The 11,273-nt window shown below is 28.2% G+C and carries 8 protein-coding genes; all 8 read right to left on the reverse strand.

Going from position 1 to position 11,273, the window contains the following annotated elements; genetic code table 11:
* A partial coding sequence (locus CAMP5060_RS07755) for an autotransporter outer membrane beta-barrel domain-containing protein (protein ID WP_337218173.1) occupies positions 1–2,061 on the reverse strand: 2,061 nt, incomplete at its 3' end.
* Between the two features lie 92 nt (positions 2,062–2,153).
* Positions 2,154–5,168 (reverse strand): efflux RND transporter permease subunit, encoded by a 3,015-nt coding sequence (locus CAMP5060_RS07760; RefSeq protein WP_214100340.1) that lies wholly within the window; start codon positions 5,166–5,168, stop codon positions 2,154–2,156.
* Between the two features lie 2 nt (positions 5,169–5,170).
* A complete protein-coding gene (locus tag CAMP5060_RS07765; protein WP_214100341.1) occupies positions 5,171–5,911 on the reverse strand; it encodes an efflux RND transporter periplasmic adaptor subunit in 741 nt (246 codons plus the stop codon).
* Positions 5,908–7,164, reverse strand: a complete 1,257-nt coding sequence (locus CAMP5060_RS07770) for a TolC family protein (RefSeq protein ID WP_214100342.1) — start codon at positions 7,162–7,164, stop codon at positions 5,908–5,910. Before CAMP5060_RS07770 ends, CAMP5060_RS07765 begins: the two co-directional genes overlap by 4 nt.
* A gap of 35 nt (positions 7,165–7,199) precedes the next feature.
* Positions 7,200–7,772 carry an anthranilate synthase component II gene (locus CAMP5060_RS07775; RefSeq protein ID WP_214100343.1) on the reverse strand — a complete coding sequence of 191 codons (573 nt, stop codon included), beginning with the start codon at positions 7,770–7,772 and terminating at the stop codon, positions 7,200–7,202.
* Positions 7,769–9,517, reverse strand: coding sequence for a bifunctional anthranilate synthase component I family protein/class IV aminotransferase (locus tag CAMP5060_RS07780; RefSeq protein ID WP_214100344.1), 1,749 nt, complete (start codon positions 9,515–9,517; stop codon positions 7,769–7,771). Before CAMP5060_RS07780 ends, CAMP5060_RS07775 begins: the two co-directional genes overlap by 4 nt.
* A gap of 8 nt (positions 9,518–9,525) precedes the next feature.
* Positions 9,526–10,437, reverse strand: a complete 912-nt coding sequence (locus tag CAMP5060_RS07785; protein ID WP_214100345.1) for an AEC family transporter — start codon at positions 10,435–10,437, stop codon at positions 9,526–9,528.
* Positions 10,438–10,453: 16 nt separating this feature from the next.
* A complete protein-coding gene (fliP, locus tag CAMP5060_RS07790; RefSeq protein WP_087700482.1) occupies positions 10,454–11,188 on the reverse strand; it encodes a flagellar type III secretion system pore protein FliP in 735 nt (244 codons plus the stop codon).
* Positions 11,189–11,273 lie beyond the last annotated feature (85 nt).

Raw genomic sequence — 11,273 nt, forward strand, 5'->3', positions numbered from 1 at the left:
ATCACTTTTTACACTAGGTAATGCTACACCGTTTAAACTTGCTACAAAATCATCTCCATTATTCATTACATATTGTTCTATTTTTGGAGTGATAAATAGATATGATTCTTCATTCATATATTTTCTAAGTTCAGCGCCAAGTTCCAATGAAATAGAATTGTTGCTAGCGCTATTGACATCTTTTCCTGCTATGCCATTTTCTTTATAGCTTGGAGTATGTGCATAGTAGTAGTTTGCTCCAGCGAAAGGCTTGATAAATAAAGTATTATCACTAAAATCAAAAACATATCCCATATTAGCACTCAAACCGAAGAATTTTCTATTAAAATCAGCACTATTTGTAGTGTTAAATCCTCTATTTACAATATCTTGATCTGTAGGAGAAATTTGAGCATAGGCCTTAACATTAACTTCTACTTTTGGACTTATATAGATATTAGAATAAGCTCCAAATTGGAAGTTATCTGATTTTTGGGTTAAAAGATTATCTTTTATTTCAGCATTTGCATAAGTAAAATAAGCTCCAATAATAACATCATCATTGACTTTTCTATCCATACCTATAGTGGCTCCATATAAAGCACCGCTATCCCCATCTATGATGTTTGCACCACCTATTACATTACCCCAAATGCTGTTATTATAATTATCAACATAATTTCCTCTGTAATCATTAGTAGCAAATCTTATTTGAGATAATTTTGTAGCATAATTTCCATAAGGATTATTTAACATAGCTACACGAGAACCTATAGATACATCATTTGATACATTGATAGTCGAGTTTATACCTGATGAGGCTTGATTTACATTTGAGATAGATTTAGCTGAATCTTTTATATCATTTGCTACTTGTTCCCCGACTTTATCAAATTTAATACTACCTATTGCATTAAAATCTTTACCGAGTGCAAGTCCATCTAAAATTTTAGAAACAAAGTCTTTGTTAGAAGTTGAAACACTAGAATCGTTTTTAATATAATCATCATTAGAGATTTCTCCATTTCCAGCATTGCTAATCATATCTTGAATTTGTTTTATTTGTTCATCAATTTTTGCAATGGTTTCGTCTATTTTTTCTATATTAACACCTTCTTCATCTTTGGCATCTTCTAAATCAGTTTTAATTAATTCTAGATATTTTTTATCACTTTCTAAAACCATCTTGTTGTTATTTACATTTTCATTTGCACCACCACTAATTAAAAGCTTATTATCTTTTGTAGAAAGTTCATAATCAACAAAATCTTTTACATCTATAGCTCTTACAATTTCATAACTAAGTCCTAAATCTTTGCTGCTCATACCTACAATGTTTTCAAAATTTTTACTTATGTTTGCACTAGCTTTGTTTGAGCTTGTTATATCTTCATTAAATCCTTCGCTTGCACCCATGAAAACATAATTATTTAAAGCTAAATCACCAAAGCTTGTTGTTCCTATGGAAAAGTTTGAATTTGTGATATTTGCTTTACCATTTATTTGTATGTGGTTTTGACTTTTATTGCCACCTATGGTAAATAGAGTAGATTGATCTGCTGTAAAATTTCCATTTACTTCAAGAGAGCCTTGTAGGCCATGTCCATCGGCGATTAAAATAGCTGAAGATTTTATATCATCTAAAACACCCTCTGCAGGATTAGATGAACCTTTTATACTAAAATCTCCATTTACGATGGATTTTCCATCTAAGCTTTGAAATATCACATCTGTTGCCTCAGTTTTTTTAGCATTAATGGTATAGTTTGTTACATAACTAGCACCTTCTGAAGTATTTTTAAAAGTAAGGTTGTTGGAACCTAAGTTAATATTTACTCTTGAGAGATCTTTAAATTCATCGTTAGCTATAGCATTAGCTAAGTCTGTGTAGGAAAGATTTAGAGTTAAATCACCATTAGTATGATCTGTTTTTAAGTTGAAATTTCTACCATCACTAGTTTCAAAATACTGATTCATAGTGCCATCTGTTATGGTAATTTCTTGTGCTAAGATAGCACTGCTTAATAATGCACTAATACCAACTCCCATTAAAACTTTACTTGTGCAATAAGAAAGTTTTATTTGATTACTCCTTATAAATTTAAATTGAAAAAAGCAATTATACCCCCCCCCATAAATTTAAGTTTAAAGTAAATGAGATTTTCAAAAAGTAATTAAATTTTCTCTCTTTGGTAGATTTTTTTAATTTTCACATCTAAATTATGAGCAAATTTAAATAAAGCTGGCACTACTAAAAGTGTAAGTAAGGTTGAGCTAATAAGACCAAATATAATAGCAATGGCCATAGGAGAATTTCCTTCAAAGCCAGAACCCCTTGAAAGTGCTAGTGGAAGCATGGAAAAAATCATCGCAAAGGTTGTCATTAAAATGGCTCTTAAACGACTTTTTCCTGCATAAATTAGTGCTTTTTCTACTTCCATGCCTTCATCGCATTTTTTATTAGCTACATCTACTAATAATATAGCATTTTTTCCTACCATTCCAAAAAGCAAAATAATAGCTACAAGCACAAATAAAGAAAAGTGATTTCCTGTAATAAAAATTCCAAAACAAGCTCCACCAAAAGCCAAAGGCATGCTTATCATGATGATTAAAGGAAGTATTAAACTTGAATACAAAGAAGCAAGGATTAAATAAATCAAAATCATCCCCAAAGATATAGAAAATAAAAACCCACTAATGGTGTCATCTAAAAAGTCCAAAAAACCAGAATAAGCAAAAGATAGGTCATTGTTTCCTAAAATATAAGCTAAATTGGACTCAAAAATTTTTCTTACTTCACCTAAAGAAATGTTTTCTATGCTTGAAGTGAGTTTTATACTAGTAGTTTTATTGTGTCTGTTAATTAAAGAAAGATCTTTTTTATAAGAAAAGCTAGCAATACTAGCAAGCTTTATACTTTCATTGTTATGATTTTTAAGTTCTATTAGCTCTAAACTGGTTGGATTTTGTTTAAAAGCTTCATCAAAGCTAAGGATAATTTCATCTTTAAAATTTTTATAATCCATATTTCCAACGCTTAAATTTCCAAAGGAATAAGCCAAGACATAAGCAAGTTCTTGAGGATTAATACCAAGTTTGGCAGCTTTTTCTCTATTAATATTAATAGCAATTTCTTCTTTTAAATCCCCTTCATTATCATCTATAGCAACAAAACCTTCGTGTTTTAAAAACACTTCTTTCATTCTATTAATAGCTTCTTTTATTAGCTTTAAATCATCACCTAAAATTTGAATTTGAACTGGATCTTCAATGCCTGCTCCTTCTATTTTAGGGAGTTCTAAAACTTTTATTTTTAAGTCTTTATAGGAGTTTAATTTTTCTTGAAAAAGGCTAATAAGCTTAGGTTGTCTGAATTTTCTTTCATTTAAAGGTTTTAATTTTACATAAATTTTTGCTTTTTTAATTTCCTTTGCGTCATTATATCCTATAAGTAAATATGCATAAGCAACATTTGGATCTTGCTTTATATTTTCATATGCTTTTAAACTTTTTGCCTTCATAGCTTCTAAAGATAGGTCGTTTTTACTTTCTAATAAGACTTGTATTTCACTATCTTCTTCTATAGGTAGAAAATCTAAGCCTATTTTAGGAGCTAAAGAAAAACATAAAATAATTATAATAAGCGTTGATAGGATAAATTTAATCTTGTTAGCTAAAACTTTATAAAGTAGCTTTTCATAAAATAAGTCAAGTTTTATAAATAAAAATTCACTTTTTTTATAAAATGTACTTTCACTAGTATTTAAAAATCTAGCACTTAAGGTAGGTACTAAAAATACACTTACAAGATAGCTTATAATTACCCCAGAAGCAACACTAGTAGCTAATACATTAAAAAATAAACCAGGAACTGAATTCATATAAGCAATAGGTATAAACACACACAATAAAACCGCACTAATGCTTAAAACGCTAAAGCCTATTTCTTTAATCCCTTCAAATGAAGCTTGTAAAGGAGGGAGTGTTTTTGCTTTTTTGGCTATACTTTCAATGATAACTATAGCATCATCTATAAAAATTCCTATACTTAAAGTAAGAGCTATGATGGTTAAGCGATTAATATCATAACCTAAAAGATTAATGAGAAAAAAACTAGAAATAATTGAAGTTGGTAAAACAATAAAAGCTAAAATAGTCGCACTGATATTTCTTAAAAATACATATACTATTAAAAGTGTTAAAATCACGCCAAAAACCATATCAAAAATAACTTGATTGATATGTTTTAAGATGTTTTGGCTCTTATCATAAACTATTTTAATTTCTACATCATTGCCTGCTATTGTTTGCAGTGTTTTTAAGGAATTTTTGATATTTTCTATAACTTTTAAGGAATTATAACCAGAAATTTTATTAAGCTCAAGCAACACCCCATCTTTTGTATCAAGCATTGCAAATTGCTTTTGATCTTCTAAGCCATAGCTAATATTTGCTATATCTTTTAAAAATATTCCACTAAAAATACGTATATTTTCTAGCTCTTTTAAATTTTGTGCTTCAAAATATCCTTTGATGGTGAAATTATCTTTTGAATTTTCAAACTCACCTAGATATTGTTTAAAATTATGGCTTTGGATGATTTTAGCTACATCAAGTGCATTAATATGATATTTTTGTAAGGCATTAGGCAAGAGTTTGATTTGAACTTGTGGTTTTAAAAAGGCTATATCATTGATCGTTCCAACTCCTGAAATTTTCTGTAAAAATGGTTTTATATCATTGTCAATTTTTCGCATAAGTTTTAAATGATCCTTAGAACTTAAAAATAATGATACAACAGATCCTGCATCAGGGGATATTTTTTCTAAGGTTGGCTTTGCTGGAAGATTGATGGTATTAAGTTTATCTCTAATATCGTTTGCAGCTACTTCTAAGTTTTTGCCTAATTCAAATTCAACAACAGAAATAGAAAAATTATTATAACTTGTAGAATTGATATTTTTTATCCCTTGTACATCTGAAATTGCATTTTCTATTTCTTTGGTTATTTTAGATTCTATGAATTTTAAATCTCCATTAGCGGTTGTGGTGATTTTAATCAAAGGAATATCTACTTTTGGATAAAGATTAATAGGCATACTAAAAATAGAAAAAGTACCAAAAATCACCAAAGCGATAAAAAACATCAAAACAGCAATAGGATTGTTAATAGCAAAACGATACAAGATTAATCCTTGGTGATGATTTTTCCTTCTCCAAAAGAACCTGGAGTAAAGTTTAAGGCTTCAACTTCTGCATAAATTTTTCGTGTTTTTATGTCTATACTTGGATAAATAAGTGTAATTTTGCCTTGATATTCTTTTTCATCTGAGTCTATTTTATAAATAAAAATATCACCAACTTTTACCTTATCTTTAAATTTTTCATCAAAACTTAAAAGCAATTTTACTTTTGGATAAGAAAAAAATTCAAATAAAACATGAGAAATTCCCCTAGCTCCATCTCCTATGTCGATATATTTGTTAGAAATAATCCCATCATAAGGGGCTTTTAGAGTTTTTTTATCGATTAAGTCTTTATAATATTGTATATTTAAAAAAGCTTTTTGCTGCAGACTTTGTGCTTTTTGAAACTCAAATAAAACATTTTCATAGCTTTGCTTGTCTATAACTTCTTGTACCTTTTTAAATTTTTCCAAAGAACTTTTAGCATGTTCTAGTGCAAGAGTGGCAAGTTTGTATTCATTTTGTGCTAATTTTAAGGCTATTTGCTCGCTAGAATCTTCAAGTTTAAGTAAAAGTTGATCTTTTTTTATCTTATCATTAACATTCACATAAATTGCCTTAACTATACCAGCACTTTGCAAGGATAATTTTGATTGATTTTGTGCGAGCACATCAAAACTAGCATAAATTTCTTCAGCTTTTAAAGTGAGTAAAGAAAATAAAATTAAAAATACTAATTTCATTCTAAAACCTTTGTTTTTATATCAATTCCAGCTGTAAAATAATACCTTGCTTTTGTGATTTCATATTCATTTTTAGCTAGTTCAAGCTGACTTTGACTTTTGTATTTTAATTCTAATGCATTTAGGTATTCTACATATGAGCAAAGTCCTGCGGTGTATTTTTTCTCAATGACCTCAAAAGCTAAATTAGCTGCTTTGAGGCTCGCATTTAATGCTTTTATTTTAACTTTAGAAATTTCAATTTCTTGTAAAAGATTATTTAGTTCTATATCTACTTTTCTTTTAGTTTTTTCAAGCTCTAATTGAGTGATTTTGCTTGTATATTTTTGAGCTTCTAGAGCTTTTTGATTAGCACCAAAATCAAAAATTTTCCACTCAAAAGCTAAAATAAAACGATTGCTTTGTCCATGTTCTTTTAGAAAGCTTTCGCTTGTTGATTTTAGCTCATGCGGTAATTTAGGATTGTAGTTCATATCATAAAAACTAAAACTATTTTGTAAAAATATTTTTGGAAACAACTCAGCTCTAGCAGAGTCTATTTTTAAATTTTCTAAATTTAATTTTTCTTGCATAAGGGCTATTTCATAGCTTTTGTTTTTTTCTACACTTGGTTCTTGTAAAATATTTTGAAAAGAAGGTGTAAAATGCGTTCTACTAAGATTATAAATTTCATTTTTTAATTCATATAGTTTTAATTCATTTTGAGCTAATTCATAAGTGCTTAACTCAAATTTTGCTCTTATGCTTTCAAGCTCACTTTGGCTAGCAAGTCCAGCTTGGTAAAAATTTTCTAAGCGCTTGAGTTGATTTTGCAGAGTGATTTCTTTTTGTTTATCACTTGCTATAATACTTTCTAAACTAAGATAATTAAAATACAAAACACTAGCACTAAGTGCCATATAATTTGCCATGTTTTCTTTTTCAAGATGAGCAAGTTGTTTTAGACTTTGCATGCTAGCGATTTTTGCTTCTCTATTACCTCCATCAAAAAGTAAAAATTTAAGCGAAAGGGTACTCATTAGACTTTCTTGAGGTTCTATGATAAAGCGATCTTTGTTTGAGCCAAGATAAGAAACACCTAAATGTAAACTTGGTAAATAAGCATTTTGCACACTTTCTTGTTCTAAAATACTTTTTGAAAATTGGAGTTGTTTTTGTAAGTAATTTTCATTGTTTAAACTTAAATCTATAAATTCTTTAAGATTGTTAGCTAGCAAAAATAAGGGCAAGAAAAGTAGATATAAAATTTTCATTTTTAAACTTTTTGTTTTATTATAGAAAATATAACTTAAAGTAATGATAAAGCAAGAAAATTTTTAAGTAGCTTTTTGCCATTTTGACTTAGTATGGCTTCAGGGTGGAATTGAACCCCGTAAATATCGTATTTTTTATGTTTTAAAGCCATGATAATATTATCTTCACTTTGGGCTAAAATTTCACATTTTTTACCTATATGGCTAACATAAAGAGAGTGATATAAACAAATTTTAAAATTTTGCTCAAGATTTTTAAAAAGAGGGTTTGGTTTAAATTTTATAGTTTTTACCTTACCATGAGTTGGGTTTGGAAGTTTAGAAATTTTACCACCAAAAACATGTGCTATACATTGGTGTCCTAGACAAATTCCAAGAATTTTTTTATCTTTTTTAAAATATTTTATAGCTTTGAAACTTAACTTTGATTCTTTGGGTGAATTTGGTCCAGGGGAGATTAAAAGATGAGTAAAATCATATTTTTTAAGTTTTTTGGGGTTTTTAAATTTATCGTTTTTGATGATTTTATAAGCAATATTTAATTCTTTTAAATAAAAGGCTATGGTGTAGGTAAAAGAATCATAATTATCTATAATCAAAACTTTCATAAAAACACCTTTTTTAAGCCTCTTAAAGAATTTATAGTATAAATTTCTTTAGCATTTAAAAGCTCATTTTTAGTGATATCTTTTTCTTTGATGAGTTTGTGTTTTAAGAGTGCTTGTCTATAAATGCCATTGAGGCAGTTTTTAGCATAAGGAGTAAAATACTCATCATTTAAATTTATGATAATGTTGGTTCTTGAACCTTCACAAAGTATGCCTTGCTCATCAAAAAAAACTATATCATAGCAAATGTTTTCTTTCCATAGATATGAATTTGCTTCATATAAACTACGCAGAGAAGTTTTATGGTGTGTTAAAAGATTTACTTTTACGATGTCTTTACTTATGAGTAGTTTTTTACTTGAATTTTCTTGTATATTGCTAAAATCAAACTCATAAAGGCCATTTTTGAAAAGTTTTAGTTTAATAGCTTTTGAACCTTTTTGAGTAAAATTACTTTTTGTAAAAAAATGATGATGGTTGAAAACAAAATTGTTAAAATTTTGTAAAGATTTAAAATGGAATTTTTTATCTTTACTCTCTAGTATATTTTTAAAATCATGTATTAATCTTTGAGTATCAAAGCCAAAAAATTTAGCTGAGTTTAAAATTCTTTGTAAATGTTCTTTGAAAAATAAAATAGAATGGTTTTTATAATACATTGTTTCAAATAAATAAAAGTTAGGTTCTAAAATTTTGCTTTTTAGTTTTAATTCTTCAAATTCATCTTGTTTTTGTGAGTCCCACACAAGCCCACTTCCCACACCATATCTTAAAAAATCATCATTATTTTTTTTCTCTAAAGTGCGTATGGCTACGCTAAATTTTGCTTTGTTTTTATGGATTAAACCTATCGCTCCACAATAAATCCCGCGTTTTCTTTGCTCTAAATTTTCTATGAGTTTAATGGTTTCTATTTTAGGTGTACCTGTGATGGATCCACATGGAAAAAGGGCTTTGAAAATTTTAAAATAATCATTTTTTGGTTTTAATTTTCCGCTTATTTTTGAAATGAGTTGGTGTAAGGTAGGGTAGGTTTTAACCTTAAAAAGTTCGCATTTTAAAGAATGCTTTTTGATGAGTTTTGAAATATCATTGCGTAATAAATCAACTATCATTACATTTTCACTAATGGTTTTTTCATCGCATTTTAAAAAGTTTTTTAGATTTTCATCTTCTTTTGGATTATTTGAGCGTTTGATTGTGCCTTTCATGGGTTTTGTGATGATTTTTTTATTTTTGATTTTAAAAAAAAGCTCAGGTGAAAATGAAGCTAGTTCTAAAAATTCATTTTTCATATAAGCCTTATAAGGGGTATTTTGCTTAGGATAAAGGCTTAAAAAACTCTCATACACATTAAGATTTGATTGTAAATGTAGTTCTTGAGTAAGATTAACTTGATAACTTTGACCTTTAGCTATAGCTTCTTTGACTTTATCAAAATTTTCAAAATACTTTTCTTGGTTTAAATTGGATGAAAAACATGGATAAAAGTCTAAATTTTTTTCTTCACTTATAAAGATTTTTTTTGATTTAAAAGCAAAAAAATACAAAAAAGGCTCTTTGCTTTTATAATTTTTATCTTCTAGATATTTATAAAATTCATATTGAATATAACCTAAAAAATAATATCGATTTTTGTATTTTTCTATGATTTTAAAAGCTTTTTTACTTTCTTTTTGAGTATGGGCTTTAAGAGTGAAGGCAAGATCATCATAAAGGTATTTTCCAAATATAGCAAATGCCATTTATATCCTTAGCTTAAAAAATATACCCAAATAGGTAAAGAAATAAAGGCAAAAACTATACCAAAAGCCACAGAACTAACCGCTAAATTTGTATCAAGTTTTGCTTTCATGATCATTGCTGCAACCATTGTCATAGTAGGCATAGCTGATTCAAGTAAAGCGATGATAGAGCTAGGATTTAATTTGAAATTTAAAAGCTTTAAAAGTGCTAAAAATATTAAAGGTGTGAGTATCATTTTTCCAAAAATGACTATTATAGTTGCTTTATAAGAAGTTTTGATACTTAAAAAGCCTAAATTTAAACCTATGGCAAAAAGTGCTATAGGTGTGGCACTAGCTCCAAGCATACGTAAAGGTTCAAAGATAAAATCAGGAAGCGTGGCAAGTTTAAAACAAAGTCCTAAAATCAAAGCAACAAAAGGAGGAAAAGTAAAAACTTTTTTAAGATTTTGCAAAAAGCTTGCTTTTTGCTCACTAGCTAAAGATATGATAAAGGGAGCAAGTAGTGCCACTGGCAAAGAAGTAGCAAGTGCATCATAAAGGATAATCTCACCCAAAAAATGAGGATCTTGATAAATTCCACTAATAATAGGTATGCCTACAAACAAAGTATTTCCAAAGCTAGAAAGTAAAAAAATACTCACAAGAGTGCTTTTGCTAAATTTAAAACAAAGAGCTAAAAACGCACAACATAATGCTGAAAAAATAGCACAACCCAAACCAAGCAATATAATAACAATCAAAGAAAAATCAAAATTTAAATGATAAGCACGCTCAAAAATCAAGCAAGGCAAGGCAAAAATAATAGCAAAATCTAAAAAAGCACGTGCTTGTTTTTGTTTTAAAATTTTGATTTTTTTGGCAAAATATCCACCAAAAAGTAAGCAAAATATACTAAATAAAGAGGAAAAAACATACATATCTTACTCTAAATTACTAAGTTAAAAAACTTTTGACTAAATTTTGTATGAGCAAATTCCATCCATCTACTAGTACAAAAATAAGTAATTTAAAAGGCATAGAAATCATAACAGGAGGTAGCATCATCATACCCATAGACATTAATACAGAACTTACCACCATATCAATAACTAAAAATGGCAAGAAAAGTAAAAAGCCTATTTCAAAAGCAGTTTTAAGCTCACTTATCATAAAAGCTGGCACTAAAACTGTTAAAGGTACATCATCTATGGTCTTTGGATTTTCTAAATTTCTAATCCTATAAAAAAGTGCTAAGTCTTTTTCTCTAGTATTTTTAAGCATAAAATCTTTAAAAGGTTTAACACCTTTAGCAAAAGCTTCTTCATAGCCTATTTGCTCAGCAATGTATGGTTTTATACCTTCATTGTATGATTTTGTAGCCACAGGCTCCATAATAAAAAAAGTTAAAATTAAAGCCAAAGTTATTAGTATGGTATTTGGTGGCATAGTTTGGGTGCCAAGAGCTGTTCTTAAAAAAGAAAATACTACGACAAGTCTTAAAAATGAAGTCATTACAAAAATAATAGTAGGGGCAAGAGCTAGTATAGTTAAAACTATAACTATGTTTAAGGTTGTTACAAGTTGTTGAGGACTATTTGGGGCACTAAGGCTTAAATTTACAGTTGGTATGGTTGCTTCAGCACCAAAAAGAGTTAAACTTAATAAAAATAAAACTAACAAAACTCTCAAAATTTTTCCTTAGTTAAAATTAGAAGCAGTATTTTAGCAATTTTACTCTTAAAAATGCAATTTATATGATCGAATTAATATTTCA

The organism is Campylobacter sp. 1569, from assembly GCF_024723675.1.
GTDB lineage: Bacteria > Campylobacterota > Campylobacteria > Campylobacterales > Campylobacteraceae > Campylobacter_D > Campylobacter_D jejuni_C.